This is a genomic window from Pseudomonas sp. B21-040 (assembly GCF_024748695.1).
Taxonomy (GTDB): domain Bacteria; phylum Pseudomonadota; class Gammaproteobacteria; order Pseudomonadales; family Pseudomonadaceae; genus Aquipseudomonas.
On record NZ_CP087176.1, the window covers coordinates 1,230,190 to 1,255,587 of the forward strand.

General features: G+C 58.4%; 26 protein-coding genes and 2 pseudogenes. 25 read left to right on the forward strand and 3 right to left on the reverse strand.

The annotated features are described in order from the left end of the window. Positions 1-150: 150 nt before the first annotated feature. From LOY55_RS05465 to ispD, 7 genes are all read left to right on the forward strand, one after another. The gene (locus LOY55_RS05465; protein ID WP_109786005.1) at positions 151-1,098 is read left to right on the forward strand and encodes an acetyl-CoA carboxylase carboxyltransferase subunit alpha; all 948 of its coding nucleotides are present in this window, start codon (positions 151-153) and stop codon (positions 1,096-1,098) included. Between the two features lie 123 nt (positions 1,099-1,221). After that, entirely contained in the window at positions 1,222-2,535 is a 1,314-nt protein-coding gene (gene tilS, locus LOY55_RS05470) for a tRNA lysidine(34) synthetase TilS (protein ID WP_223523866.1), read from the forward strand. Between the two features lie 274 nt (positions 2,536-2,809). After that, positions 2,810-4,441, forward strand: coding sequence for a CTP synthase (locus LOY55_RS05475; protein ID WP_223523869.1), 1,632 nt, complete (start codon positions 2,810-2,812; stop codon positions 4,439-4,441). Between the two features lie 5 nt (positions 4,442-4,446). Continuing rightward, on the forward strand, positions 4,447-5,292 hold the full coding sequence (gene kdsA / locus LOY55_RS05480) for a 3-deoxy-8-phosphooctulonate synthase (protein ID WP_046029210.1): 846 nt from the start codon (positions 4,447-4,449) through the stop codon (positions 5,290-5,292). A 163-nt stretch (positions 5,293-5,455) separates the two neighbouring features. Further along, positions 5,456-6,745, forward strand: a complete 1,290-nt coding sequence (gene eno / locus LOY55_RS05485; protein WP_046029212.1) for a phosphopyruvate hydratase — start codon at positions 5,456-5,458, stop codon at positions 6,743-6,745. Positions 6,746-6,916: 171 nt separating this feature from the next. Further along, positions 6,917-7,195, forward strand: coding sequence for a cell division protein FtsB (gene ftsB, locus LOY55_RS05490; protein WP_109786003.1), 279 nt, complete (start codon positions 6,917-6,919; stop codon positions 7,193-7,195). After that, entirely contained in the window at positions 7,192-7,899 is a 708-nt protein-coding gene (ispD, locus tag LOY55_RS05495) for a 2-C-methyl-D-erythritol 4-phosphate cytidylyltransferase (RefSeq protein WP_046029218.1), read from the forward strand. Before ftsB ends, ispD begins: the two co-directional genes overlap by 4 nt. On the opposite strand, the gene LOY55_RS05500 is transcribed toward ispD, so the two are convergent. Continuing rightward, complete coding sequence (locus LOY55_RS05500) at positions 7,896-8,792, reverse strand: LysR substrate-binding domain-containing protein (protein ID WP_046029220.1); 897 nt, start codon at positions 8,790-8,792, stop codon at positions 7,896-7,898. The genes ispD and LOY55_RS05500 overlap by 4 nt on opposite strands. Before the next feature lie 107 nt (positions 8,793-8,899). Between LOY55_RS05500 and LOY55_RS05505 the strand changes: the two genes are divergently transcribed. From LOY55_RS05505 to rpoS, 8 genes are all read left to right on the forward strand, one after another. Further along, a complete protein-coding gene (locus tag LOY55_RS05505) occupies positions 8,900-10,012 on the forward strand; it encodes an S-(hydroxymethyl)glutathione dehydrogenase/class III alcohol dehydrogenase (protein WP_027924991.1) in 1,113 nt (370 codons plus the stop codon). A gap of 8 nt (positions 10,013-10,020) precedes the next feature. Beyond that, a complete protein-coding gene (gene fghA / locus LOY55_RS05510; RefSeq protein WP_109786002.1) occupies positions 10,021-10,866 on the forward strand; it encodes an S-formylglutathione hydrolase in 846 nt (281 codons plus the stop codon). A 53-nt stretch (positions 10,867-10,919) separates the two neighbouring features. Beyond that, positions 10,920-11,393: a 2-C-methyl-D-erythritol 2,4-cyclodiphosphate synthase gene (gene ispF, locus LOY55_RS05515; protein ID WP_109786001.1), complete on the forward strand. Its 474-nt coding sequence runs from the start codon at positions 10,920-10,922 to the stop codon at positions 11,391-11,393. Then, positions 11,390-12,448: a tRNA pseudouridine(13) synthase TruD gene (gene truD / locus LOY55_RS05520; protein ID WP_109786000.1), complete on the forward strand. Its 1,059-nt coding sequence runs from the start codon at positions 11,390-11,392 to the stop codon at positions 12,446-12,448. Before ispF ends, truD begins: the two co-directional genes overlap by 4 nt. Beyond that, the gene (gene surE, locus LOY55_RS05525) at positions 12,436-13,185 is read left to right on the forward strand and encodes a 5'/3'-nucleotidase SurE (RefSeq protein WP_046029231.1); all 750 of its coding nucleotides are present in this window, start codon (positions 12,436-12,438) and stop codon (positions 13,183-13,185) included. The genes truD and surE overlap by 13 nt, the downstream gene beginning before the upstream one ends. A 41-nt stretch (positions 13,186-13,226) precedes the next feature. Beyond that, positions 13,227-13,862, forward strand: coding sequence for a protein-L-isoaspartate(D-aspartate) O-methyltransferase (locus LOY55_RS05530; RefSeq protein ID WP_175649021.1), 636 nt, complete (start codon positions 13,227-13,229; stop codon positions 13,860-13,862). A 211-nt stretch (positions 13,863-14,073) separates the two neighbouring features. Beyond that, on the forward strand, positions 14,074-14,931 hold the full coding sequence (locus tag LOY55_RS05535) for a peptidoglycan DD-metalloendopeptidase family protein (RefSeq protein ID WP_258667790.1): 858 nt from the start codon (positions 14,074-14,076) through the stop codon (positions 14,929-14,931). 106 nt (positions 14,932-15,037) lie between these two features. Further along, positions 15,038-16,045 (forward strand): RNA polymerase sigma factor RpoS, encoded by a 1,008-nt coding sequence (gene rpoS, locus LOY55_RS05540; protein ID WP_059407844.1) that lies wholly within the window; start codon positions 15,038-15,040, stop codon positions 16,043-16,045. 463 nt (positions 16,046-16,508) lie between these two features. On the opposite strand, the gene fdxA is transcribed toward rpoS, so the two are convergent. Then, entirely contained in the window at positions 16,509-16,847 is a 339-nt protein-coding gene (gene fdxA, locus LOY55_RS05545) for a ferredoxin FdxA (RefSeq protein WP_223523872.1), read from the reverse strand. A gap of 142 nt (positions 16,848-16,989) precedes the next feature. Beyond that, positions 16,990-19,557, reverse strand: coding sequence for a DNA mismatch repair protein MutS (mutS, locus tag LOY55_RS05550; RefSeq protein ID WP_223523989.1), 2,568 nt, complete (start codon positions 19,555-19,557; stop codon positions 16,990-16,992). A gap of 212 nt (positions 19,558-19,769) precedes the next feature. Here mutS and LOY55_RS05555 point away from each other — a divergent pair, with 212 nt between their 5' ends. The 10 genes and pseudogenes from LOY55_RS05555 to LOY55_RS05595 all read left to right on the forward strand — a co-directional run bounded on the left by LOY55_RS05555 (position 19,770) and on the right by LOY55_RS05595 (position 25,386). Continuing rightward, positions 19,770-20,504 (forward strand): XRE family transcriptional regulator, encoded by a 735-nt coding sequence (locus tag LOY55_RS05555; protein WP_109786100.1) that lies wholly within the window; start codon positions 19,770-19,772, stop codon positions 20,502-20,504. Positions 20,505-21,004: 500 nt separating this feature from the next. Then, a complete protein-coding gene (locus LOY55_RS05560; RefSeq protein WP_109788206.1) occupies positions 21,005-21,355 on the forward strand; it encodes a phage holin family protein in 351 nt (116 codons plus the stop codon). Between the two features lie 47 nt (positions 21,356-21,402). Next, on the forward strand, positions 21,403-21,924 hold the full coding sequence (locus tag LOY55_RS05565) for a hypothetical protein (protein ID WP_223523875.1): 522 nt from the start codon (positions 21,403-21,405) through the stop codon (positions 21,922-21,924). A gap of 3 nt (positions 21,925-21,927) precedes the next feature. Further along, positions 21,928-22,539, forward strand: coding sequence for a phage baseplate assembly protein V (locus LOY55_RS05570; RefSeq protein ID WP_223523877.1), 612 nt, complete (start codon positions 21,928-21,930; stop codon positions 22,537-22,539). Positions 22,540-22,549: 10 nt separating this feature from the next. Further along, a pseudogene (locus LOY55_RS30990) lies at positions 22,550-22,639 on the forward strand (phage baseplate protein); the annotation flags it as partial. Further along, a pseudogene (locus tag LOY55_RS05575) lies at positions 22,637-22,864 on the forward strand (phage tail protein); the annotation flags it as partial. The pseudogenes LOY55_RS30990 and LOY55_RS05575, both read left to right, overlap by 3 nt. After that, positions 22,857-23,069, forward strand: coding sequence for a tail protein X (locus LOY55_RS05580; RefSeq protein ID WP_109788210.1), 213 nt, complete (start codon positions 22,857-22,859; stop codon positions 23,067-23,069). The pseudogene LOY55_RS05575 and the gene LOY55_RS05580, both read left to right, overlap by 8 nt. A 9-nt stretch (positions 23,070-23,078) precedes the next feature. Continuing rightward, on the forward strand, positions 23,079-24,095 hold the full coding sequence (locus tag LOY55_RS05585) for a phage late control D family protein (RefSeq protein WP_223523883.1): 1,017 nt from the start codon (positions 23,079-23,081) through the stop codon (positions 24,093-24,095). A 64-nt stretch (positions 24,096-24,159) separates the two neighbouring features. Next, positions 24,160-24,807: a glycoside hydrolase family 19 protein gene (locus LOY55_RS05590; RefSeq protein WP_223523886.1), complete on the forward strand. Its 648-nt coding sequence runs from the start codon at positions 24,160-24,162 to the stop codon at positions 24,805-24,807. A 78-nt stretch (positions 24,808-24,885) separates the two neighbouring features. After that, entirely contained in the window at positions 24,886-25,386 is a 501-nt protein-coding gene (locus LOY55_RS05595; protein ID WP_046029637.1) for a CinA family protein, read from the forward strand. Positions 25,387-25,398 lie beyond the last annotated feature (12 nt).

Here is a 25,398-nt window from a genome sequence, read left to right on the forward strand (position 1 = left end):
GTCAGGTGCCATTCGTCCCCCTTGGAACGTGCCCTGATCTCGACCCGAATTTTTAATCTCGACCTGAACGCGCCTCTCCCTTAAGGTAGGGCGCGAATAGACAACCGGCCGGCCCAAGCTCTCTTGGACGTCGACCCAAGACGGACGCCTATGAACCCGAATTTTCTAGATTTCGAACAGCCGATCGCCGACCTGCAAGCCAAGATCGAAGAGTTGCGCTTGGTCGGTAACGACAATTCGCTGAATATCGGCGATGAGATCTCCCGCCTGCAGGACAAAAGCAGCACGCTGACCGAAGACATCTTCGGCAAGCTGACCAGCTGGCAGATCGCACGCCTGGCGCGTCACCCGAAACGTCCGTATACCCTGGACTACATCGAACACATTTTCACCGAGTTCGATGAGTTGCACGGTGACCGTCATTTCTCCGATGACGCTGCCATCGTTGGCGGTATCGCCCGTCTGGACGACCAGCCGGTCATGATCATCGGTCACCAGAAAGGCCGCGAAGTGCGCGAGAAGGTTCGCCGCAACTTCGGCATGCCGCGTCCTGAAGGCTACCGCAAGGCGTGCCGCCTGATGGAAATGGCCGAGCGTTTCAAAATGCCGATCCTGACCTTCATTGACACCCCGGGCGCTTACCCTGGTATTGACGCTGAAGAGCGTAACCAGAGCGAAGCGATCGCCTGGAACCTGCGTGTCATGTCGCGTCTGAAAACCCCAATCATCGCCACCGTGATCGGTGAAGGTGGTTCCGGTGGTGCTTTGGCGATTGGTGTTTGCGATCAGTTGAACATGCTGCAGTACTCGACCTACGCGGTGATTTCGCCGGAAGGTTGTGCATCGATTCTGTGGAAAACCGCCGAGAAAGCCCCGGACGCCGCTGAAGCGATGGGCATCACTGCCGAGCGCCTGAAAGGCCTGGGCATTGTGGATAAGGTGATCGGCGAGCCATTGGGCGGCGCACACCGTGACCCGGCTGCTGCGGCTGCGTCGATCCGTGCCGAGCTGAGCTCGCAACTGGCGATGCTGAAGAAGTTCGACAATGATGCGCTGCTGGCCCGTCGTTACGAGCGACTGATGAGCTACGGTCTCTGATCGATCGCTCCTCCATCATGTAGGAGCAAGGCTTGCCCGCGATTGGGACGCCTCGGTTTAACAGGCCGACCGCGTTAACGTTCATCGCGAGCAAGCTCGGCTCCTACAGGTTTTGGTGCGTCAATGACACTTTGTGCAACGCTTCTCAAACAACTCGCTCCATGGCGCAACGCCACAACCTGGCACATCGCCTTCTCCGGTGGTCTCGACTCCACCGTCCTGCTGCACCTTCTCGCCGACCTGGCAAAAACCGAATCCCTGCCGGCGCTCAGCGCCATTCATGTTCATCACGGCCTGCAAGCGGCGGCGGATGCCTGGCCGGAGCATTGTCAGTCGGTCTGTGATGCGCTCGGTGTGTCGCTACAGGTGGTTCGCGTTCAGGTTCAACCTGGCGCCAGTATCGAGCGCGCCGCCCGTGAGGCGCGTTACGGGGCGTTCAGCGCGGTGATTCATGCCGAGGACATTCTGCTGACCGCCCAGCACCGTGACGATCAGGCTGAAACCCTGTTGTTCCGACTGTTGCGCGGAGCCGGGGTGAGAGGTTTGTCGGGAATGCCGCGTGAGCGGGTCTTGGGCCGTGGACATCTTCTGCGCCCGCTGCTGGATGTCTCACGCGCCGAACTTGAAGCCTACGCAATCGAACACCGGCTGAGCTGGATCGAAGACCCTTCGAACCAGGATCGCCAGTTCTCCCGCAACTACCTGCGGCATCAGGTGTTTCCGGTATTGACCGAGCGCTGGCCGCAAGCGGCGGTGACGATGGCGCGTAGCGCTGCTCACTTGAGTGAAGCGCAGGCTTTGCTGGATGAGTTGGCAGAAATTGATCTGGTCGAAGCGGCAACAGCCCATGAGTTCGACTGGTTGGGCGTGCAATCTCTGGAGCTGGCTTGCCTTGCAAGGCACTCTGCCGCTCGCCAGCGTAACGCGCTGAGCCACTGGCTCACAGCACTGACGCGGTTGCCGGACAGTGACCATTGGTCGGGTTGGGAGAATTTGCGTGATGCCACCGGTGATGCCCGTCCGGTCTGGCGGCTGGCCGATGGCGAAGTGCATCGTTCGGCTGGACGTATCTGGTGGCTCTCGGGCTGTTGGCTACGCAATCCGCCGCCTGCCGTGGATTGGCCGGATCCTTCGACACCGCTGGAATTGCCGGATAACGGCGTGCTCACACTCACCGGGCAAATCCCCGATGGCTCGCTGCAAATCCGCTATCGTCAGGGAGGCGAGGTCATGAATTTGCCCGATCGCGGTCATCGCGATCTCAAGCGTTTGTTCAATGAACGCGGGGTTCCGGGCTTCATCCGTGGCAGATTGCCGCTGGTCTACCGCGAGGGGCAATTGCTGGCAGTGGCCAACGTACGGGGCTTGAATGGCAGTGGGCAAGATGGCTGGCATTTGCATTGGCAACCGCCGAGCGAAGATCAAGGTTTGAGCTGAAAGGGGCTTTCCGGTAGACTACGCTCCCTTCTTGATACAACTTCTGTGGATTCGCCTGAATTGCAGGAGTTGCCGATTACCAAGCAGTCTTTGCTGGGCGATTCCAAAAAATGTGTAGCGAGCAACGTACCGGTGTTTCATCTGCCGGTCTGTCCCAACGCGGCGGTTTTTTTGAAAGGTGCACTGTGATTAATGCAGGTGATCGGGGGCTTCGGCCTTCCTTCGCTTTCCCCGGCGGCTCGGACCGCTTTAACGCAGACTTCTAGGGTTTTTCATGACGCGCTACATATTCGTCACGGGCGGTGTTGTTTCTTCATTGGGGAAAGGCATTGCATCGGCTTCATTGGCGGCCATCCTGGAGGCGCGGGGACTTAAGGTCACCATGCTGAAGCTGGACCCGTACATCAACGTTGACCCGGGCACGATGAGCCCGTTCCAGCACGGTGAAGTGTTCGTCACCCACGACGGCGCCGAGACCGACCTGGACCTGGGCCACTACGAGCGGTTCATCCGCACGACCATGACCCAGAACAACAACTTCACCACTGGCCGTGTCTACGAGCACGTGCTGCGCAAAGAGCGCCGTGGTGACTACCTGGGTGCAACCATCCAGGTGATTCCGCACATCACCGACGAAATCAAGCGCCGGATCATCAAGGGCGCCGGCGATGCCGACGTGGCGATGGTCGAGATCGGTGGCACCGTGGGTGACATCGAATCGCAACCGTTCCTGGAAGCGATCCGCCAATTGCGTTTCGAAGTCGGCGCCAAGCGCGCGATGCTGATGCACCTGACGCTGGTGCCGTACATTGCCACTGCCGGCGAAACCAAAACCAAGCCGACCCAGCACTCGGTCAAGGAATTGCGTTCCATTGGCCTGCAGCCAGACGTACTGGTTTGCCGCTCCGATCACCCGATCGACATCTCTTCGCGCCGCAAGATCGCGCAATTCACCAACGTTGAAGAACGTGCGGTGATCGCGCTGGAAGACGCCGACACCATCTACAAGATCCCGGGCATCCTGCACTCCCAGGGCCTGGATGATTTCGTGGTCGAGCGTTTCGGCCTGCAATGCGGCAGCGCTGACCTGTCCGAGTGGGAAGCGGTGGTTGACGCCAAGCTGAACCCGGAACACGAAGTCACCATCGCGATGGTCGGCAAGTACATGGAGCTGCTGGACGCCTACAAGTCGCTGATCGAAGCGATGAGTCACGCCGGCATCAGCAACCGCACCAAGGTCAACCTGCGCTACATCGATTCCGAAGACATCGAAAACCAGGGCACTGCGTTGCTCGAAGGTGTTGACGCGATCCTCGTACCGGGCGGCTTCGGTCTGCGTGGCGTGGAAGGCAAGATCACCGCCGTTCAATACGCTCGCGAAAACAAGGTTCCGTACCTGGGCATCTGCCTGGGCATGCAAGTGGCCGTGATCGAGTTCGCTCGTAACGTGCTGGGCTGGAAAGACGCCAACTCAACCGAATTCGATCGCGCCAGCGGCCATCCGGTCGTGGGCCTGATCACCGAGTGGGAAGATGCTACCGGCGCGGTCGAAACCCGTACCGAATCGTCCGATCTGGGCGGCACCATGCGCCTCGGCGCTCAGGATTGCCTGCTGGCGCCGGGTTCGCTGGTACACGACTGCTACGCCAAAGACGTCATCGTCGAGCGTCACCGTCACCGCTATGAAGTGAACAACAACCTGCTGCCGCAAATCATGGAAGCCGGCCTGAAAATCTCCGGTCGTTCCGGTGATGGTGCGCTGGTTGAAGTGGTTGAGGCTCCGGATCATCCATGGTTCGTCGCTTGCCAGTTCCACCCTGAGTTCACCTCGACACCGCGTGACGGTCACCCGTTGTTCAGCGGTTTCGTTAAAGCAGCGTTGATTCAACACCAGAAGAAGGCGTAAATCCGATGGCGCAGAAGATCATCCGCGTAGGCGATATCGAGATTGCCAACGACAAGCCAATGGTGCTTTTCGGTGGCATGAACGTGCTGGAAAGCCGCGACATGGCGATGCAGGTCTGCGAAGAGTACGTAAAGGTCACCGAAAAACTCGGCATCCCTTACGTGTTCAAGGCCAGCTTTGACAAGGCCAACCGTTCCTCCGTGACCTCTTACCGTGGCCCCGGCCTGGAAGAGGGCATGCGGATTTTCCAGGACATCAAGCAAGCCTTCGGTGTGCCGATCATCACCGATGTCCACGAGCCTGATCAGGCCGCGATCGTCGCTGAAGTCTGCGACATCATCCAGCTGCCGGCCTTCCTGTCGCGCCAGACCGACCTCGTGGTCGCGATGGCCAAGACTGGTGCGGTGATCAACATCAAGAAAGCCCAGTTCCTCGCACCGCATGAGATGAAACACATCCTCAGCAAGTGCGTGGAAGCGGGCAACGATCAGTTGATCCTTTGCGAGCGCGGTTCGAGCTTCGGCTACAACAACCTGGTCGTCGACATGCTCGGCTTCGGTATCATGAAGCAGTTCGAATACCCGGTGTTCTTCGACGTGACTCACGCGCTGCAAATGCCCGGTGGTCGTTCCGATTCCGCCGGTGGTCGTCGTGCCCAGGTGACGGATCTGGCCAAGGCTGGCATGAGCCAGTCGCTGGCCGGCCTGTTCCTCGAAGCCCACCCGGACCCGGACAACGCCAAATGCGACGGCCCTTGCGCCTTGCGTCTGGACAAACTGGAGCCATTCCTGGCCCAGCTCAAAGCGTTGGACGAACTGGTGAAGAGTTTTCCGACGGTAGAAACCGCGTAAACCTCAATTCTCCGGTAAAGTACCGCACGAATTTATGCTCTGGCCCGCTGGCCGCACTGCTCTTGTAGGAGCATGGCTTGCCAGCGATGGCGTCCTTGAGGGCTCCATCGCCGGCAAGCCGTGCTCCTACAGCGTTTTCGTCAACTTTGGAGTGTTTACAACAATGGCAAAAATCGTCGACATCAAAGGTCGTGAAGTTCTCGACTCCCGTGGCAATCCCACCGTGGAAGCGGACGTGCTTCTCGATAACGGCATCATCGGCAGCGCCTGCGCGCCGTCCGGTGCTTCCACTGGCTCGCGTGAAGCACTCGAGCTGCGTGATGGCGACAAGAGCCGTTACCTGGGCAAAGGCGTTCTGAAGGCCGTGGCCAACATCAACGGTCCGATCCGCGATCTGTTGAAAGGCATGGACCCAAGCGACCAGAAAGCGCTGGATCACGCGATGATCAAGCTCGACGGTACCGAAAACAAAGGCTCCCTGGGCGCTAACGCGATCCTCGCCGTTTCCCTGGCCGCGGCCAAGGCAGCAGCACAGGACCAGGACCTGCCGCTGTACGCTCACATCGCCAACCTGAACGGTACCCCGGGTGTTTACTCGATGCCGGTTCCGATGATGAACATCATCAACGGTGGCGAGCACGCCGATAACAACGTCGACATCCAGGAATTCATGGTTCAGCCGGTTGGCGCCAAGTCTTTCTCGGAAGGTCTGCGCATGGGCACCGAGATTTTCCATCACCTCAAGGCTGTTCTGAAGGCACGTGGCCTGAGCACTGCTGTCGGTGACGAAGGTGGTTTTGCACCGAACCTGGCCTCCAACGAAGACGCTTTGAAAGTGATCTCCGAAGCGGTAGCCAACGCCGGTTACAAGCTGGGCACCGACGTGACCCTGGCTCTGGACTGCGCTGCGAGCGAGTTCTACGAAGACGGCAAGTACAACCTGTCCGGCGAAGGCCAGGTGTTCACCGCTGAAGGTTTCGCTGACTACCTGAAAGGCCTGACCGAGCGTTACCCGATCATCTCGATCGAAGACGGCCTGGACGAGTCCGACTGGGCAGGCTGGAAAATCCTCACCGACAAGATCGGAGAGAAAACTCAGTTGGTAGGCGACGACCTGTTCGTGACCAATACCAAGATCCTGAAAGAAGGCATCGATAAAAAGATCGCCAACTCGATCCTGATCAAGTTCAACCAGATCGGCACCCTGACCGAAACCCTGGAAGCCATCCAGATGGCCAAGGCTGCGGGTTACACGGCTGTGATCTCGCACCGCTCCGGCGAAACCGAAGATTCGACCATCGCCGACCTGGCTGTGGGCACTTCGGCTGGTCAGATCAAAACCGGTTCCCTGTGCCGTTCGGACCGCGTTTCCAAGTACAACCAACTGCTGCGTATCGAAGAGCAGTTGAATGGCAAAGCCAAATACAATGGCCGCAGCGAGTTCCGCGGTTAATTGCTAAATGGTAAAAAGACACCGGATTGTGTCGGAAAAATCGCTACAGCGACGTTTTTGCCACTAATCTGATGCCTTATAAGCACAAGCCTGGATTTTCCAGGCTTCGTGCTATCAGAAGCTTCAAAGTTTTTGCATGGCTGTCTTTTTTCACTGGAAACCTGATATTCGATGCGCAGTCCCAATTGGTTGTTCCTCGTTTTGCTCCTGTTGCTGGCTGGCCTGCAATACCGCCTGTGGGTAGGTAATGGCAGTCTGGCGCAAGTGGCTGAGCTGACTCAGCAGATCGCGGATCAACAGACTGAGAACGAAGGGTTGCTGGAACGCAATCGGGTCATGGACGCCGAGGTCAGCGAGCTGAAAAAAGGCATGGAGACCGTTGAAGAGCGGGCTCGCCATGAGTTGGGCATGGTCAAGGACGGTGAAACCCTTTACCAGTTGGCTCAATGAACACCTCGTTACCGGCCTTCTGGGCCGTGATCCCTGCCGCGGGTGTAGGTGCCCGTATGGCCGCAGACCGTCCCAAGCAATACTTGCAACTGGGCGGGCGCACTATTCTCGAACACAGCCTCGGCTGTTTCCTTGATCATCCCTGCCTGAAGGGGGTGGTGGTCAGTCTTGCTGTTGATGATCCGTATTGGCCGAACCTTGCAAGTGCTTGCGATCCGCGTATTCAGCGGGTTGAGGGTGGCTCCGAGCGTTCCGGTTCGGTACTCAATGCCTTGCTGCATTTGCATGCGCTGGGTGCTGATGATGAAGACTGGGTGCTGGTTCACGACGCTGCTCGGCCGAATCTGAATCGTGATGATCTGGACAAGTTGCTGAGTGAATTAGCCGATGATCCGGTAGGCGGGCTGCTGGCGGTGCCGGCACGCGATACCCTCAAGCGGGTCGACAAGCACGGTCGTGTCGTCGAAACCGTGGATCGCAGTGTGATCTGGCAAGCCTATACGCCGCAGATGTTTCGCCTGGGCGCATTGCATCGGGCATTGGCGGACAGTCTCGTCGCTGATGCGGTCATCACCGATGAAGCGTCGGCCATGGAATGGGCGGGCATGGCGCCACGGTTGATAGAAGGTCGATCCGACAATCTCAAGGTCACTCGTCCCGAAGACCTTGAATGGCTGCGCCAGCGTTGGGCCAATCGCCGCTAAGCCGCGTACTCCGGCCGTTCGGCCAACCCTTCCTTCAAGTAATCCACCAATTTGCGCACTTTGGGCGACAGATGCCGTTGCTGTGGATAAAGCGCCCATACGGCGGTATTCGGTGGTTGATGCGCGTCCAGTAACGAAATCAATGCGCCGCTTTTCAAATGCTCCAGCACGTAATAGTCCGGTAGCTGACACAACCCTACGCCTTGCAGCGCTGCATCCAGCACCGCTTGCCCACTGTTGCAGCGCCAGTTTCCCTGGACCCGCTGCGAAAACTCCCGCCCGTTCTGTTCCAGTTGCCACAGGTCCGAGCTGCCGATGAGGCAGTTGTGGCGACTCAGTTCCGACAGGCTATGTGGCCGACCATAACGCTCCAGATAGGACGGCGATGCGCACAGGTACATGCGTCGTGGTGCCAGGCGAGTGGCGACCAGCCGGGAGTCTTGCAAGCGCCCAAGGCGGATCGCCAGGTCGAGGCCCTCATGCACCAGATCGAGCGGGCGATTGCTCAGTTCGATGTCGACACGCAGTTGTGGATAAAGCCCCATGAACCGCGTCACCAGCGGCACGATAAAACGTTCGCCGTACGCCACGGCGCAGGTCATGCGCAGCATGCCCTTGGGTTCGCTGGTCAAGTCGCCGACCGCGCGCAACGCTTCTTCGCGACCATCCTGCAAACGCTGGCAATGCTGCAGAAACGTTTGCCCGGCTTCGGTCAGCGTGACCCGGCGGGTGCTGCGATACAGCAGTCGTGTCTGAAGGCGCTCTTCCAGGCGTACGATTTGTCGACTGACATGGGAGGAAGAAACCCCAAGTCGTTCGGCGGCAGCCGTGAACTGGCTGCACTCGGCGACGGCGACGAACTCGTCGATACCTTCCCAGCGATTCTCGGACACCTAGAATTATCCCTGTGTAGCAATAATGTTTTGCTTTTGTCCTGATTATTCACCGAGCGACGGTGTATTACACTCATTGTCTCGTTTTTATTCACTGGAGAACCCACATGATCAAGTCGCGCGCTGCCGTTGCCTTCGAGGCCAAGAAACCCCTCGAGATCGTCGAAGTCGATGTCGCCATGCCCAAGGCCGGCGAAGTTCTGTTGCGTGTGGTTGCTTCCGGCGTCTGCCATACCGATGCCTACACGCTGTCCGGCGCTGATCCGGAAGGTATCTTCCCGTCAATCCTCGGTCACGAAGGTGGCGCGGTGGTTGAAGCGATCGGCGAGGGCGTGACCTCGGTTGCAGTCGGCGATCATGTGATCCCGCTGTACACCCCGGAATGCCGCCAGTGCAAATTCTGCCTGTCGGGCAAAACCAACCTGTGTCAGGCGATTCGCGCAACCCAGGGCAAAGGCCTGATGCCGGATGGCACTTCGCGCTTCTCCTACAAGGGCCAGCCGATTTTCCACTACATGGGCACTTCGACGTTTTCCGAATACACGGTGTTGCCGGAAATCTCGGTCGCCAAAATTGCTAAAGAAGCGCCACTGGAAAAAGTCTGCCTGCTGGGCTGCGGTGTCACCACCGGCATCGGCGCGGTGCTCAATACGGCCAAGGTGAAACCGGGTGACACCGTGGCCATTTTCGGCCTCGGCGGCATTGGTCTGTCGGCGGTGATTGGCGCGGTAAAAGCCAAGGCTGCACGCATCATTGCCATCGACATCAACCCGGCCAAATTCGAGATCGCCAAGCAGCTGGGTGCAACCGATTGTGTGAACCCGAAAGACTTCGACCGTCCGATTCAGGAAGTCATCGTCGACATGACCGATGGCGGCGTCGACTTTTCCTTCGAGTGCATCGGCAATGTGCAACTGATGCGCGCCGCACTTGAGTGCTGCCACAAGGGCTGGGGTGAGTCGGTCATCATCGGAGTCGCCGGTGCCGGTCAGGAAATCTCCACCCGACCATTCCAGCTGGTCACCGGTCGCGTCTGGCGCGGTTCGGCGTTCGGCGGCGTGCGTGGTCGTACCGAGTTGCCAAGCTACGTTGAAATGGCCGAGACCGGTGAGATCCCGCTGGACACGTTCATCACCCACACCATGGGCCTGGAAGATATCAACAAGGCGTTCGACCTGATGCATGAAGGCAAGAGCATCCGTTCCGTCATCCATTTCTGAGGTCGGTCATGAGCCTGGAAAATATCTCCTGCCAGAAAAGCTTCGGCGGCTGGCACAAGCGCTATCGGCACCGTTCAGATGTGCTCGGCTGCGACATGGTGTTTGCCGTGTATCTGCCGCCGCAAGCGGAGCAGGGCGGCAAATTGCCGGTGCTGTACTGGTTGTCCGGCCTGACCTGCACCGACGAGAACTTCATGCAAAAGGCCGGCGCCATGCGCATGGCCGCCGAGTTGGGGCTGATTATTGTGGCGCCGGACACCAGCCCGCGCGGTCCGGATGTGCCGGGTGATCCGGAGGGGGCCTGGGACTTCGGACTGGGTGCCGGGTTTTATCTGAATGCCACGCAGGAGCCATGGTCGCGGCACTATCGGATGCATGACTACGTCGTGCAGGAATTGCCGGCATTGGTTGAAGCCCATTTCCCTGCATCGGACAAGCGTGGCATCAGCGGGCACTCCATGGGTGGCCATGGCGCGCTGGTCTGCGCGCTGCGCAACCCGGGGCGTTATCAATCGGTGTCGGCGTTCTCGCCGATCAACAATCCCATGGATTGCCCATGGGGTCAGAAAGCCTTCAGTCGTTACCTGGGTGAAGACCGTTCGAAGTGGCGTGAATGGGATGCCTGTGCATTGATTGCCGAGGCTGACGAGCAGTTGCCGCTGCTGGTGGATCAAGGCGATCGCGATGATTTTCTTGCCACCCAGCTCAAGCCTGAAGCCTTGCAACAGGCGGCCAAACTGGCCGGTTATCCGCTGACGTTGCGCCTGCAACCGGGCTATGACCACAGCTATTTCTTCATCGCCAGTTTTATCGGCGATCACTTGCAACATCATGGGCGTGCACTAGGCGCCTAATGATCGACAAAGCAGGTAGAATCACGCCCTGACAAAAATCGGGGCGTTTTTTTATGCGTATTGGCCACGGCTATGATGTGCACCGTTTCGCTGAAGGCGATTTCATTACTCTGGGCGGCGTGCGCATTGCACACAGCTTCGGGCTGCTCGCTCACTCCGACGGTGACGTCCTGCTGCACGCCTTGAGCGATGCCTTGCTCGGCGCGGCCGCGCTGGGTGATATCGGCAAGCATTTTCCGGACACCGACCCGACCTTCAAGGGCGCCGACAGCCGTGTGCTGTTGCGTCATGTCGTCGCATTGATTCATGCCAAAGGCTGGAAAGTCGGCAATGTTGATAACACCATCGTCGCCCAGGCGCCGAAAATGGCCCCGCATATCGAATCGATGCGCGCGCTGATTGCCGCGGATCTTCAAATTGAACTGGATCAAGTGAACGTGAAAGCTACCACCACCGAAAAGCTTGGCTTTGTCGGGCGCGAAGAAGGCATTGCCGTGCACTCCGTTGCCTTGTTGCTGCGCGCATGAACGAATCGCAATTGCTTGGCCCGCGGGCCTATGGTGAGGCGCTTGGCACCGCGGTTCTGAAAGCCACGGCAGAAGATTTTCAGGTCGATGAAGTGCTCGATATCCCCCTCAGCGGTGATGGCGAGCATTTGTGGATCTGGGTGGAAAAGCGCGGACTGAATACCGAGGAAGCGGCGCGGCGTATCGCCAAGGCTGCGGGCGTGCCATTGCGCACCGTCAGTTATGCCGGGCTCAAGGACCGTCAGGCGCTGACGCGCCAATGGTTCAGCGTGCAACTGCCGGGCAAGGCTGATCCTGATTTGTCGGCCGCCGAAAACGACACGCTGAAAATTCTCAAGACCGGTCGGCATAAGCGCAAGCTGCAACGCGGCGCTCATTCGGCCAATGGTTTCACCTTGCGCCTGACTCAATTTGCTGGCGACAAAACGGCGATTGAACAGCGACTGCAACTGATCGCCAAGCAGGGTATTCCCAATTATTTCGGTGCCCAACGTTTCGGCTTCGACGGCGGCAATGTGGTCGATGCCCGTGCCTGGGCCGCGCGCAAAGCGTTGCCTGAGCAGCGCAACGTGCGCTCGCGTCTGCTCTCTACGGCGCGCAGTTTTTTGTTTAATCAGGTGTTGGCGGCACGCGTCGCCGATGGTACCTGGCAGCAGGCCCAGGTCGGCGATCTGCTGGCCTTCACCGACAGTCGCAGCTTCTTTCCAGCCGGTGAGGCCGAATGCAACGACCCGCGACTGGCGATACTCGATCTGCATCCGACAGGCCCGCAGTGGGGCGAAGGTGACTCGCCGGCGACCGGCGTTGTCCATGTACTGGAGCAGGAAATCGCCGCTCGCGAAGCGGACTTGCGTGATTGGTTGATTAACGCCGGTATGAGCCACGAACGTCGCATTCTGCGGCTGCCCATTGGTGGGTTGACGTGGCATTATCCCGAGCCTGACATTCTGCAACTGGAATTCGTCCTACCGGCCGGATGCTTTGCCACCGTATTGGTGCGCGAGCTTGTTGATCTGGTGCCGGTGGGGCAGACGGACAGCCCATGCGTATTCTGATTTCTAACGACGATGGGGTAACCGCACCCGGTCTCGCCGCGCTTTATGCTGCGCTGGCGGATTACACCGAATGCGTGGTTATCGCCCCGGACCAGGACAAAAGCGGCGCCAGCAGCTCGCTGACGCTCGACCGTCCGTTGCACCCGCAAACTCTGGCCAACGGCTTTATCAGCGTGAACGGCACTCCCACCGATTGTGTGCACCTGGGCCTGAACGGCTTGCTGGAGCGCGAACCGGATATGGTTGTTTCGGGGATCAACCTGGGCGCCAACCTGGGCGATGACGTGTTGTATTCCGGCACCGTGGCGGCAGCCCTTGAGGGGCGTTTCCTTGAGCGCCCTTCGTTTGCCTTCTCGTTGGTCTCACGACAAGTAGAGAACCTTCCCACAGCCGCCTACTTTGCACGCAAGCTGGTCGAAGCCCATGGCGATCTCGACCTGCCGCCGCGCACGGTACTGAATGTGAACATTCCCAATTTGCCGCTGGACCATATTCGCGGTATTCAGCTGACCCGCCTCGGGCATCGCGCACGGGCCGCGGCACCCATGAAAGTGGTCGACCCCCGCGGCAAGTCCGGTTACTGGATCGCCGCCGCCGGGGATGCTGAGGATGGTGGCCCGGGCACCGATTTCCATGCCGTCATGCAGGGTTATGTTTCTATCACCCCGCTGCAACTGGATCGCACCTTCAATGATGCCTTCAGTAGTCTCGATGGCTGGTTGGAGGGGCTGCGCTAATGTCTCGTGAACAAGACGATATGCTGCGTCGCGGCATCGGGATGACCTCTCAACGGACCCGCGAGCGCCTGATTCAGCGTCTGTATGAAGAAGGTGTTTCCAATGCCAAGGTGCTGGAAGTCATCCGTCGTACACCGCGTCACCTGTTTGTCGACGAAGCGCTGGCCCATCGTGCTTACGAAGACACGGCGTTGCCTATCGGGCACAACCAGACCATTTCCCAGCCCTACATGGTGGCTCGCATGAGTGAGTTGCTGCTGGAGGCAGGTCCCTTGGACAAGGTGATGGAAATTGGCACGGGCTCGGGCTACCAGACAGCGGTGCTGTCGCAGTTGGTCGAACGGGTGTTTTCCGTTGAGCGCATCAAGATTTTGCAGGACCGGGCCAAGGAGCGCCTGGTGGAGCTGAACCTGCGCAACGTGGTGTTTCGGTGGGGCGATGGCTGGGAGGGCTGGCCAGCGCTGGCGCCTTACAACGGCATCATCGTCACGGCAGTGGCCACCGATGTGCCTCAGGCGTTGCTCGATCAGTTGGCACCGGGTGGACGGCTGGTGATTCCGGTCGGCTCCGGCGAGGTGCAACAGCTGATGCTGATCATCCGCGAAGAACAAGGCTTTTCCCGGCGGGTTTTGGGGGCGGTGCGTTTCGTGCCATTGCTCAACGGACCACTGGCCTGAGCATTTGTTTTGGCGCGCTGAATTCTCTTCGATTGGCCGTGTCTTACAGCGGCATCGATTGGTTAAACGGTATTTATCGTCAGTCAGCAAACGTGTGCGCGTCGCGATTTCGCTTCATTAAAGGTAAAGCCTGTTCGGCCCGTTATACTTGCGACATCTCGAGCCGGGACACGGCAAACCACAATTTCAGCCACCACATAGGGAGCGGCGGGTGAGTCTCACAGTCATTGCGCAGCGTATGAGTACAACGAGCTTTCAGCGCCTGGTGACTGGCCTTGTCTTGAGCACCTTGCTGGTCGGTTGCTCCAGCACCAAATCGAGTAGCGTCGGTGTCGTCGATCGCAGTAACGCTACGCCCCAACGTCCGGCAGTGACCACGGGTCAGTATGTCGTTCGGCCAAAAGACACCCTGTTCTCGATCGCTTTTCGCTACGGCTGGGACTACAAAGCCCTCGCCGCACGGAACAACATTCCTACGCCCTACACGATCCATCCGGGTCAGATAATTCGCTTCGATGGTCGCACCGGATCAACGCCGACAGCGGTGGCCAACGCATCCGATTCGGCGCCTTCGTCGTCGAGTAAAACCACGATAATCCGACGTCAGGCGAATGGCGTAACTACGACGACAACGGTGGTTGCACCGTCCGTCGCCAGCAAGCCGGCACCCGCTCCATTGCCGCCTGCGGGACCGGCCCCGACCGGCTGGGGATGGCCATCTAATGGCATTCTGATTGGAAAATTCTCTTCAAACGGTAGTTTGAATAAAGGAATTGATATCGCCGGAGATTTGGGACAGCCTGTTTTAGCTGCGTCTGATGGGACGGTGGTATACGCCGGGAGTGGCTTAAGGGGCTACGGCGAATTAGTCATCATCAAACACAGCGATACCTACGTTAGTGCCTACGGACATAACCGCAGGCTGTTGGTTCGGGAGGGGCAGCAGGTCAAGGTCGGACAGACAATTGCCGAAATGGGGTCAACGGGTACAGACCGGGTGAAACTGCATTTTGAGATTCGCCGGCAAGGTAAACCTGTAGATCCGCTGCAATTCCTGCCACGTCGTTGATTTGTTAGCCAGCCTGTTCCGTCACGTAGAGGGAACAGGCTCCAGCGTTGCCAAGGATAAAGGCGCCGCTTGAGCTTGAGGTCGAACTCACCAAAGGACTATAACAATGGCTCTCAGTAAAGAAGTGCCGGAGTTTGACATCGACGATGAGGTTCTCCTGATGGAGACCGGCATCGGGACGGATTCGATGTCGAATGATGAAGGGGCAGCTCCACCTTCCGTTCGTGCCAAATCCAAACACTCCGCTTCGCTAAAGCAGCACAAGTACATCGATTACACGCGGGCACTGGATGCCACGCAGTTGTACCTCAATGAAATCGGCTTTTCCCCATTGCTCTCCCCGGAAGAAGAAGTTCATTTTGCGCGCCTGTCGCAAAGTGGCGATCCGGCCGGGCGCAAGCGCATGATTGAAAGCAACCTGCGGCTGGTGGTTAAAATCGCCCGGCGTTACGTCAATCGTGGGCTGTCGCTGCTGGACCTGATCGAAGAGGGTAACCTCGGCTTGATTCGGGCAGTGGAGAAGTTCGACCCTGAACGCGGCTTCCGCTTTTCGACCTACGCAACCTGGTGGATTCGTCAGACCATCGAGCGCGCGATCATGAATCAGACCCGGACCATCCGGTTGCCGATCCATGTGGTCAAGGAGCTTAACGTGTACCTGCGGGCTGCACGGGAGCTGACTCAAAAGCTCGATCATGAACCCTCACCCGAAGAAATCGCCAACCTGCTGGAAAAACCGGTGGGCGAAGTCAAGCGCATGCTTGGCCTCAACGAGCGGGTTTCTTCGGTCGACGTCTCGCTGGGTCCGGATTCGGATAAAACCCTGCTGGACACCCTGACTGATGACCGTCCAACCGACCCTTGTGAGCTGCTGCAGGATGACGATTTGTCCCAAAGCATCGATCAATGGCTGTCGGAGCTGACCGACAAGCAACGCGAAGTGGTGGTGCGTCGCTTCGGCTTGCGGGGGCACGAGAGCAGCACGCTTGAAGACGTAGGCCTGGAGATCGGCCTGACCCGGGAACGGGTCAGACAGATTCAGGTGGAAGGCCTGAAGCGTCTTAGGGAGATTCTCGAGAAGAACGGCCTGTCGAGCGAGTCGCTGTTTCAATAGGCGATACGCTTGGTCGGTAGTAAAAGACCCCGACTGGTTCGGGGTTTTTTATTGCCTGGGGGTTTGCCGCAAGTTTGTAGTCTTGCGTTGTAAGTCTTTGCTTACTCTTTCGTAAGCGTTCGTTATTTTTACAGGGCGCTAGTCGTCCATTTTCCTACAACATCAAATCTATCTATTTGATGTGTATGCATATTTTTTAAAGTTAAGAGCATGTGACAACAGGTTTTCCTGATTCGGGCTGATTGCTCCTGGTAAGGAAGTCTCTACTATCTGAACTGTGTCGACGGACAGACACGCCTTTCAAGGATGAAGGGAAAGGACATCACAGGAAGTGATTCATCAGGACGATGAAAAGGAATACAGGGAATAGGGAAAAAATGTGGGCGGGTCGAACCGCCCCTTTTTTTGCCTGCAAAAAAGCAAAAAGGCCCTCGTGGGGCCTTTTATCGGAACGCGGGGGTAATCAGCGTTCGAGATCTTTGAGCTTACTGCCTACAGATTTGTTGATGACGCGATCAAACTCTTCTGCATCAGGCAACGATTCTTTCTTCTCGGTGATGTTCGGCCAGATTTCGGCCAGTTCCACGTTCAGCTGAATGAACTCCTCCATGCCGGCAGGCACTTCATCTTCGGAGAAGATGGCCACGGCAGGGCATTCTGGTTCGCACAATGCGCAGTCGATGCACTCATCCGGGTGAATCACCAGGAAGTTCGGGCCTTCGTAAAAGCAGTCCACCGGACAGACTTCTACGCAGTCGGTGTACTTGCACTTGATGCAGTTGTCGGTGACGACGAAGGTCATTTCTAATTTTCTCCTCAGGCGCGGCTTGCTGCGCCCCTTCACGTAGGGGTCGCCAGGTTTGGGAGCGATAGTCTGCTGGCCAGGCTATTAGCCAGCAGCATCCCAAACCGCGCGAGATTCTAACAGCTTGCAGGCAAGTGCGTTAGATCCGGTTCTTCAGTGTATAGAGCATTTCGAGTGCACGACGCGGGGTCATGTCATCCAGGTTGAGCTTAGTCAACTCGTCGAGCACCGGGTGCGGCAGGCTGGCGAACATGTCGCTTTGCTGTGGCGCGGCCGGTTTGCCTTTGACGGGTGGCGCAACCTCGTGGGGCAGGGCGGTGGCTTCCAGGCGACCCAAATGCTCGCGAGCACGCACGATCACTTCGCTCGGCACACCGGCCAGTTGCGCTACTGCCAGGCCGTAACTCTGACTCGCCGGCCCAGGCAGCACATGGTGCAGGAACACGATGCGTTCGTTGTGCTCGGTAGCATTGAGGTGAACGTTGGCCACCAGTGGTTGCGCCTCCGGTAGCACTGTCAGCTCAAAGTAGTGGGTGGCGAACAGCGTGTAAGCCCGTAGGTGCGCCAGTCGCTCGGCGGCGGCCCATGCCAGGGACAGGCCATCGAAGGTGCTGGTGCCGCGCCCGACTTCGTCCATCAGCACCAGGCTGCGTTCGGTGGCGTTGTGCAGAATGTTCGCGGTTTCGCTCATTTCGACCATGAAGGTCGAACGGCCGCCCGCCAGGTCATCACTGGAGCCGATCCGGGTGAAGATCCGGTCCACCAGCGACAGTTCACAACTGGCCGCCGGCACGAAGCTGCCGATGTGCGCCAGCAACACGATCAGCGCGGTCTGACGCATGTAGGTGGATTTACCGCCCATGTTCGGACCGGTGATCACCAGCATCCGCGTGTTGTCGTCGAGGTTCAGGTCGTTGGCCACGAACGGCGTGCTCAGCACTTGCTCGACCACCGGGTGACGACCCTGGGTGATACGCATGCAGGGCTCGTCGACGAAACGCGGGCAGTTCAGGTCGAGGTTCAGCGCTCGTTCGGCCAGGTTGCTCAGTACGTCCAGTTCGGCCAGCGCAGCGGCGGTGTCCTGCAGCGGTGGCAATTGGGCGATCAGGTCTTCGAGCAGCGCTTCGTAAAGCATTTTCTCGCGGGCCAGGGCACGGCTCTTGGCCGACAGCGCCTTGTCCTCGAACGCCTTGAGTTCCGGGGTAATGAAACGCTCGGCACCTTTGAGCGTCTGGCGACGGATGTAGTCGGCCGGCGCGGATTCGGCTTGCTTGCTTGGCAGTTCAATGAAGTAGCCGTGAATGCGGTTGTAACCGACCTTCAGGTGCGACAGGCCGGTGCGGGCTTTCTCGCGTGCTTCCAGATCAATCAGGAACTGCCCGGCGTTTTCGCTGAGCGATTGCAGATCGTCGAGTTCGCTGTCGTAACCGGTCTTCAACACGCCGCCGTCACGGATCACCGCAGGCGGGTTGTCGATGATGGCTTTTTCCAGCAGCGCCGCCAGTTCCGGGTAGGTGCTGGTGGTCTTGGCCAGTTGAATGATGTGCGGTGCTTCCAGCTCGGTCATCGCCACTTGCAACTCAGGCAAAGCGCCCAGTGCATCGCGCAGACGAGCGAGGTCGCGAGGGCGGGCGTTGCGCAGGCCGATCCGCGCCAGAATCCGCTCGATGTCGCCGATTTCCTTGAGCTGCGGTTGCAGCTTTTCAAAGCGGTAGCCGTCGAGCAGGCACGTGATCGAGGTCTGGCGCGCCAGCAATACGGTCAGATCCCGCAGCGGACGATTCAGCCAGCGGGTCAGCAAACGGCTGCCCATGGCGGTCTGGCAGCGATCGACCACCGATTGCAGGGTGTTGTCGCGGCCACCGGCCAGGTTGGTGTCCAGTTCCAGATTGCGACGGCTCGCGCCATCCAGCACCACGGTGTCATCCAGGCGCTCATGGCGCAGGCTGCGCAAATGCGGCAGGGCGGTGCGCTGGGTTTCCTTGGCGTAGCTGAGCAGGCAACCGGCGGCACCGATGGCCAGGGTCAGGTTCTCGCAGCCAAAGCCTTTAAGGTCCTGGGTCGAAAACTGCTGGCACAAACTTTTCAGCGCCGAGTCGCGCTCGAAATCCCACGGCGCACGGCGACGAACCCCTCGACGTTTTTCCGCCGGCAGGTCTTTTGGCCAATCATCCGGGATCATCAGCTCTACCGGATTGACCCGCTCCAGTTCAGCGAGCAGGTTTTCCCAACCCTTGATTTCCAACACCGTGAAATTGCCGCTGGTGATGTCCAGCACGGCCAGGCCGAACAGGCGCTCGTCACCCAGCACCGCGGCGATCAGATTGTCCCGACGCTCATCCAGCAGCGCTTCATCACTGACCGTGCCCGGCGTGATGATCCGCACTACCTGACGATCCACCGGCCCTTTGCTGGTGGCCGGGTCACCCACCTGCTCACAAATCACCACCGACTCGCCAAGCTTGACCAGTTTCGCGAGGTAACCTTCCGCTGCATGGTAAGGAATCCCACACATCGGAATCGCCTGGCCGGCAGACTGCCCGCGAGCGGTCAGGGTGATGTCCAGCAACTTGGAGGCTTTCTTTGCGTCTTCATAGAAGATCTCGTAGAAGTCGCCCATGCGGTAGAACATCAACTGATCAGGGTGCTGGTTCTTCAGACGCCAGTACTGCTGCATCATTGGCGTGTGAGAGGACAAATCGGAGATGGCTTTATTCATCGGAAATTCAGGAAAACTCGTTGAAAGGTGTAGGGCAAAGGAGGGGCATTGGCCCGGCTTTTCCGCGATGGGCGCAAGATTACCATGGGCGGTCCGCCCGACGCAGGCATGAAAGCCCTGTGGCACATTTGCGCTGGATATGCACGTTTTATGCAAAACAGCATTTGTCTTCAGTGAAAAGAACAAGCACTATGCGCGTTATGCAAAAACGCAATGTTTCTACCGTTTTAAGAGCACTGCTCGATCAGCACGGGATCTCCCCCACGGAGCTTCACCGTCGTACCGGCGTGCCTCAATCCACTCTCTCGCGGATCCTCAGCGGGAAGATCGTCGATCCCTCGGATAAACACATCTCGAAGATCGCCGAGTACTTCGCCGTGAGCACCGATCAGTTGCGCGGCCGTACGGACGTGTCGGCGACCGCCAATGCCGGGCGCGATCAATCACATTCCGAACTCAAGGACATAAGTCTGTGGGACGACGATACGCCGGTCGATGATGACGAAGTGTCGGTCCCCTTTCTTCGCGAGGTTGAATTGGCTGCTGGATCAGGAAGATTCGTCATCGAAGAGAGCGAGCGCTCTAGCCTGCGCTTCGGCAAACGCAGCCTGCGCCACAACGGCGTGCAATTCGACCAGGCAAAATGCGTGACGGTGCGTGGCAACAGCATGTTGCCCGTGCTGCGCGATGGTGCAACCGTTGGGGTGAACGCGGGCAAGTGCGGGATCGGCGACATCGTGGATGGCGACCTTTATGCGATCAACCATAACGGCCAACTGCGAGTGAAGCAGCTATATCGCCTGCCGACCGGCATTCGCCTGCGCAGCTTCAATCGCGATGAGCATCCGGACGAGGACTACACCTTCCAGGAAATCCAGGAAGAGCAGATCGTCATCCTCGGCCATGTCTTCTGGTGGGGCATGTACGCCCGCTAACCTCGCTACGTTCAGATAAAACCCGCCACCCGGCGGGTTTTTTTTCGCCTATCGAAAACCGGCAACGCCTTTGTTTGCGGGGGTTTCAATGCGTCAGTGCATTTCCAGTGCATAAATAAATGCATTTGTGCATTGACTGTATATGCATCCATGCATATTCTTTGTCTCAAGCCGCTCAACAAAGCAGCTCGAAACGAAGTTCTTTAGTTCCACCACAAAGGCAGCGATGAACCGGCCTCAACGGTTCAGAGGGTTGGCAACTGACCCGGGTGTGCAGCGTAAAGCACCAGAAGCAGTTATCCGGCGGGCAGGGACCGCGGTCGGAAAAACAATATGAATGGACTCGTACCGCGCCAGTAGCGCCGAAAGGTCAACGAAGGGCCGCATTACTGAAAAGCCCGGAACTACGCCGGGCTTTTTGGAATGCCTACCTTCCATCAGGCACCTCAAGAAAACACCGTTTTAAAGAACCACTCATCAATCACTCCCGGAGGCGTGACATGACAAACGAGCAACAAGCGTTGCTGGACATGCCGATCTGGCTCGTCATCGTCCTTGCCCTGGTGGGCGGGGTGTCCGGCGAAATGTGGCGCGCCGACAAGGACGGCGCTCGCGGCTGGTCACTGCTGCGGCGCCTGGCCTTGCGTTCCGGGGCCTGCATGATCTGCGGGGTCTCGGCAATCATGCTGCTGTACGCCGCCGGCGTGTCGATCTGGGCGGCGGGGGCTTTTGGATGCCTCACCGCGATGGCCGGGGCGGATGTCGCCATCGGGCTTTATGAACGCTGGGCTGCCAAGCGGATCGGGGTTTGCGAGGTGCCGCCGCGCGATTCTCGTCCCGATCAACAGTAAACAAGCATCGCTGACCTTCACGCTGAAATCTGAACAGGAGGCCTTTGATGCCTGTTGTTATTGAAAATATCGAAAAGCCTTCACAGCTGTTTACCGCCATTGCCGAGGCATTGCGCATTGCCATTCCCGGTTTGAGGGTTGGGAGTCTTCAAGACTTTGACAGTACGGGTGATCCGGCCTGGGTCTTGATTGCCCTGGAACGCAATGCGCTGGGTGAACGCGCCAATGACGGGCGCATCGCCCATGTCATGACGGTTTCGTTGCAAGCCGTGTTGCCCACTTCCAGCCTGGAGGCTTGTGATCTGGGCAGCGCGTTGAAAAACCTGATCACCGATAACCGCTGGAACCTGCCCCGCGACCAATGCGACCTGCCGATGAACATCGACGGGGTTGCCTCGACATTCATCAGCGGAACCCGGCAATACAACGCCTGGACCGTTTCATTTACCCAGGCTTTGTACCTTGGACCGTTACTGCTCGACGACCCGCTGGGCACGCCGAAATTTGCCCGGACCTGGGAGGTGTCGGATATCGACGATCCGGACCAATACACGACACTCGAGGAGTAGCCCATGTTGGATGCATTTATCAGCCAGCAACTGGGCCCGATTATCGAGCGTCTGGCCGAGATGGAAACCGAGATCGAGGACCTGAATCGGCGTACCGACAGCCTCTGTCGCATTGGCGTGTGCGAACAAGTCGATGCCGCGAGCAACACGTGCCGGGTTCGCCACGGCGAGTTGCTGACCCCGGCTATCCGGTTTTTCAACCCAAGCGCCGGCGCGCAAAGCGAGTCGCGCATTCCTTCCATCGGCGAACAGTGCGTGTTGCTGAACCATGGGGGGGGCGAGAGCAGCGGTCAGTCCGTCGCGCTATTCGGCCTCAATAGTGGTCAGTTTCCTCCGGCCTCAACAGTGGCTTCGCTGACGCGTCGCCACTACCAGGACGGCACCGAAAGTGGCTATGACGACGCCAGTCATTCCCTGCGCTGGCATAACGGCCCGGCAACATTCACCGGCTCTCGCGAATCGCTCGAACTGAACATCGGCGAGGCAAAGTTGGTCATGACGCCTGAGGCAATCCAGCTGCAATTGGGGGCGGTCGGCATGCTGATTGACGCAGCCGGCGTGCATCTGAGCGGCCCATTGGTGGATCACCAGGGTCGAGTCATTAGCTCTGCATAAAGAGTTTTCCATGATCGGAATCGAAAGAAACACCGGCGTGACAGTCGATGACTGGCCGCAATTTGTACAGCGCGCGACCCGGGCGCTGACCACTCCCTTGACCGTCACTGGCAAGGCGATGTACGCAGTGTCCATGGACAGGCTCGACGAACTGCGGGCGTTACAGGCCTTGCGCCTGCCTCTGCCATTTATTGACGGGATTGGGCGTAATTGGGGCCTGTGGCGGATCGATAATGTAACGGAGACTCAAACTTTTGTGATTGATGACGGGACTGCGATGTTGATCAATTGGAGTATTGAGCTGAAGGAGTTTGCCAATGCGTAGGGTCAGAAGTATTGCCGGTGACTCGGTAAATCTCCTGCTGTTCCGTGAGATCGGACGGTGCGACGACGCCACAGAAGAGGCGCTTTGGCGCCTGAATCCACTGCTGGCGGAACAAGGGCCGGTGCTGCCCGCGGGGATTTGGGTAACGGTGCCCGAGGTTGATACGCAGCTTAAGGTCACTGTCCCGGTTTCGGCCTGGGATTAAGGGGGATGTATGACGCTTGGATTTACGCCGGCCGTGGAAATCTACGGTGCTAACGCCACACTCCTCAATGAGCGGTTGATCCAATGGGAACATATCGATTCCTCCGGCATCGAGTCTGATCAGATCAAACTCCTCATTGATGTCGAGGGGCTTGAGGGGCTGCCCAGTCTTGGGGGGAGGATTGGTTTGCTAGTGGGTTACAAGGAGTCTGGACTAGTCGACAAAGGTGTCTTTGTCATCACTCAGCGCAGCCCTGTTCTGTATCCCCTTCAGGTGTCGCTCATCGCCATGTCCGCGCCGTTCAGTGAAGCGGATGAAACCGGCTTCAAGCAACGCAGATCAGCCAGTTACGGCCCCATCACGCTCGGTGCGTTGTTTCGTGAACTGACGATGAAGCATGGGTTTTCGCCGCGTGTGGCACCCGAGCTTGAGTCCAAAAGGATTGACCACATCGACCAGTCCAACGAGACGGACATGGGTTTTTTGACGCGGGTCGCGAGCATATATGGGGCGATTACGAAACCGGTGAACGGCTTGTACGTATTGGCAAAGGGCGGCCAGTTGAAATCTATTTCCGGCAAGACCCTGACGGAAGTGGTGCTCTCGGTGACAACGGACAACCGTCCAGGTGATCGGTCATTCACCAGCGCTGTTATCAATGAGAAAAGTCAGTCGAAATACAAAGGGTGTATCGCCACCTGGTGGGATGCGACGGCGGGCATCGAGCGTAAGGTCAAATTGGGGCTTTCACCGTTTCGTATCCTTCGCTTGCGTAGTCAGAATCATGATCAGGCCCTGGCCGTTGCAGAGGGTGAGTTACGGCGACTGGAGCGTGCTGCATTCAATTTGAAAATCAATTGTCCGGGGCACCCGGAATTGAGCGCGGAGGGCGTGATTCGGCTGGATGCCAGTTGGCCACGAATCATGCAAGGTCGTTGGGCGGTCACCAAGCTGACAGCAAGCGGTAGTCGGGAAAAAAGCTATCAGTGCGTTGTTGATGCCAATTGTCTGGACCCTACGCAGTAATGTCCGATATCGGAGGAGAGCTGCCTCGCATCAACCGTCACCTGGATATCGAAAGAGGACTTCAATGACGTTTACCATTCAACAGCTTTTGAGCATCATGCCCAACGCCCGCACCCAAGCGGGCGTTTTCATTTCTGCCCTCAATACAGCCATGTCCCGCTTCAACATCAACACCCCCAAACGCATCGCTGCCTTTCTCGCCCAAGTCGGCCATGAGTCCGGGCAATTGCAATACGTGCGTGAACTCGGCAGTGATCAGTATCTGAGCAAATACGACACCGGCACGTTGGCCGCTCGTTTGGGCAACACCCTCGCGCTTGACGGTGACGGTCAAAAATACCGGGGTCGAGGCCTGATTCAGATCACCGGCCGCGACAACTACCGCCAATGCAGTCTCGGACTGTTCGGCGATGATCGTTTGCTGTTCATCCCTGAGCTGCTGGAAAAGCCCCAATGGGCAGCCGAGTCGGCCGCCTGGTTCTGGGAGCAAAACGGCCTTAACGAACTGGCTGACCGCGACCAGTTCAACAGCATCACCCGGCGCATCAATGGCGGATTGAACGGTCTGCAGGATCGCCTGCAACTGTGGGCGCGGGCGAGGGCGGTGTTATGCCAGCCTTCGGTTTTAATCAACCAACACCGACGATCACGCACTGAATGCGTTGCAGGTTTGTCAGGCCTGTATCAGAGCCCTCATCCCCTCACATTTTGATTGATCCTGCGCCTTGCAAGCGCGATATGCTCGTGTACGGTAGTGCTCATTCCGCTTGCGCTCGCTCAGGAGATGACCGTGAAAGAAATTACCCAACTGGCCGCAGAACTGGGCAGGCGCTTGCAGGTGCTCAATGCTCACGTCACGGCTGCCGAGTCCTGTACCGGTGGCGGTATCTCGGAGGCAATCACTCGTATTCCAGGGAGTTCGGCCTGGTTCGAGGCCGGTTATGTCACCTACTCCAACCGGCAGAAAACCCAGCAATTGAATGTGCCGGTCGAGTTGTTTTCGACGGTGGGGGCGGTCAGTCGGGAGGTGGTCGAGGCGATGGTTCGCGGCGCCCAGGAAAAAAGCCGGGCGCATTTTGCCGTGGCGGTCAGCGGCGTGGCCGGACCGGATGGCGGTTCTGCAAGCAAGCCGGTGGGCACGGTCTGGCTGGCCTGGGGCGTCGGTGAGCAGGTGTTCAGCGAGGTCCAGCACTTCCCTGGAAACCGCGATGAGGTCCGCCGACAAACGGTGAAGGCCGCGCTAGAGGGGCTGCTGCGCCATGCCGCCGCAGAAATCTCAAATCAGGGGTAGGCGATCCTGAAT

Excerpts from the sequence above, each read along its gene's own strand:
- LOY55_RS05465 (WP_109786005.1), top strand. The coding sequence starts at position 151 with ATGAACCCGAATTTTCTAGATTTCGAACAGCCGATCGCCGACCTGCAA.
- tilS (WP_223523866.1), top strand. The coding sequence starts at position 1,222 with ATGACACTTTGTGCAACGCTTCTCAAACAACTCGCTCCATGGCGCAAC.
- LOY55_RS05475 (WP_223523869.1), top strand. The coding sequence starts at position 2,810 with ATGACGCGCTACATATTCGTCACGGGCGGTGTTGTTTCTTCATTGGGG.
- kdsA (WP_046029210.1), top strand. The coding sequence starts at position 4,447 with ATGGCGCAGAAGATCATCCGCGTAGGCGATATCGAGATTGCCAACGAC.
- eno (WP_046029212.1), top strand. The coding sequence starts at position 5,456 with ATGGCAAAAATCGTCGACATCAAAGGTCGTGAAGTTCTCGACTCCCGT.
- ftsB (WP_109786003.1), top strand. The coding sequence starts at position 6,917 with ATGCGCAGTCCCAATTGGTTGTTCCTCGTTTTGCTCCTGTTGCTGGCT.
- ispD (WP_046029218.1), top strand. The coding sequence starts at position 7,192 with ATGAACACCTCGTTACCGGCCTTCTGGGCCGTGATCCCTGCCGCGGGT.
- LOY55_RS05505 (WP_027924991.1), top strand. The coding sequence starts at position 8,900 with ATGATCAAGTCGCGCGCTGCCGTTGCCTTCGAGGCCAAGAAACCCCTC.
- fghA (WP_109786002.1), top strand. The coding sequence starts at position 10,021 with ATGAGCCTGGAAAATATCTCCTGCCAGAAAAGCTTCGGCGGCTGGCAC.
- ispF (WP_109786001.1), top strand. The coding sequence starts at position 10,920 with ATGCGTATTGGCCACGGCTATGATGTGCACCGTTTCGCTGAAGGCGAT.
- truD (WP_109786000.1), top strand. The coding sequence starts at position 11,390 with ATGAACGAATCGCAATTGCTTGGCCCGCGGGCCTATGGTGAGGCGCTT.
- surE (WP_046029231.1), top strand. The coding sequence starts at position 12,436 with ATGCGTATTCTGATTTCTAACGACGATGGGGTAACCGCACCCGGTCTC.
- LOY55_RS05530 (WP_175649021.1), top strand. The coding sequence starts at position 13,227 with ATGACCTCTCAACGGACCCGCGAGCGCCTGATTCAGCGTCTGTATGAA.
- rpoS (WP_059407844.1), top strand. The coding sequence starts at position 15,038 with ATGGCTCTCAGTAAAGAAGTGCCGGAGTTTGACATCGACGATGAGGTT.
- fdxA (WP_223523872.1), bottom strand. The coding sequence starts at position 16,847 with ATGACCTTCGTCGTCACCGACAACTGCATCAAGTGCAAGTACACCGAC.
- LOY55_RS05555 (WP_109786100.1), top strand. The coding sequence starts at position 19,770 with ATGCAAAAACGCAATGTTTCTACCGTTTTAAGAGCACTGCTCGATCAG.
- LOY55_RS05560 (WP_109788206.1), top strand. The coding sequence starts at position 21,005 with ATGACAAACGAGCAACAAGCGTTGCTGGACATGCCGATCTGGCTCGTC.
- LOY55_RS05565 (WP_223523875.1), top strand. The coding sequence starts at position 21,403 with ATGCCTGTTGTTATTGAAAATATCGAAAAGCCTTCACAGCTGTTTACC.
- LOY55_RS05570 (WP_223523877.1), top strand. The coding sequence starts at position 21,928 with ATGTTGGATGCATTTATCAGCCAGCAACTGGGCCCGATTATCGAGCGT.
- LOY55_RS05580 (WP_109788210.1), top strand. The coding sequence starts at position 22,857 with ATGCGTAGGGTCAGAAGTATTGCCGGTGACTCGGTAAATCTCCTGCTG.
- LOY55_RS05585 (WP_223523883.1), top strand. The coding sequence starts at position 23,079 with ATGACGCTTGGATTTACGCCGGCCGTGGAAATCTACGGTGCTAACGCC.
- LOY55_RS05590 (WP_223523886.1), top strand. The coding sequence starts at position 24,160 with ATGACGTTTACCATTCAACAGCTTTTGAGCATCATGCCCAACGCCCGC.